General features: G+C 62.9%; 1 protein-coding gene. It reads left to right on the top strand.

The window, feature by feature from the left end; translation table 11 throughout:
• Nucleotides 1–156: TRAM domain-containing protein (locus SB822_RS61645; protein WP_410859742.1), on the top strand; the 156-nt coding region annotated here is incomplete at its 5' end.
• Nucleotides 157–229 lie beyond the last annotated feature (73 nt).

Genomic DNA, 229 nt, shown 5'->3' with positions numbered 1-229 from the left:
GTGGTGAATTTCCCGGCGCCGCTGGCTTCGCATGCACGGCTGACTGGTCAGATGGTCGACGTGAAAATCGTCAAAGCGTACCCACATTCGCTGCGTGGCGAACTTGTGCTGGTGCACGACAATGCAGCGGACAACGCAAGCGCTGTCACGCATTGACCGACTGACAACTGACAGAGCGGCGCGGCCGGGCCGCGCCACGCACCGCCCGACGCACCCGAGTACTGAAACC

This window comes from Paraburkholderia sp. SIMBA_054 (assembly GCF_046534875.1).
Lineage (GTDB): Bacteria > Pseudomonadota > Gammaproteobacteria > Burkholderiales > Burkholderiaceae > Paraburkholderia > Paraburkholderia hospita.
This window is presented reverse-complemented; position numbering and strand designations above follow the sequence as displayed.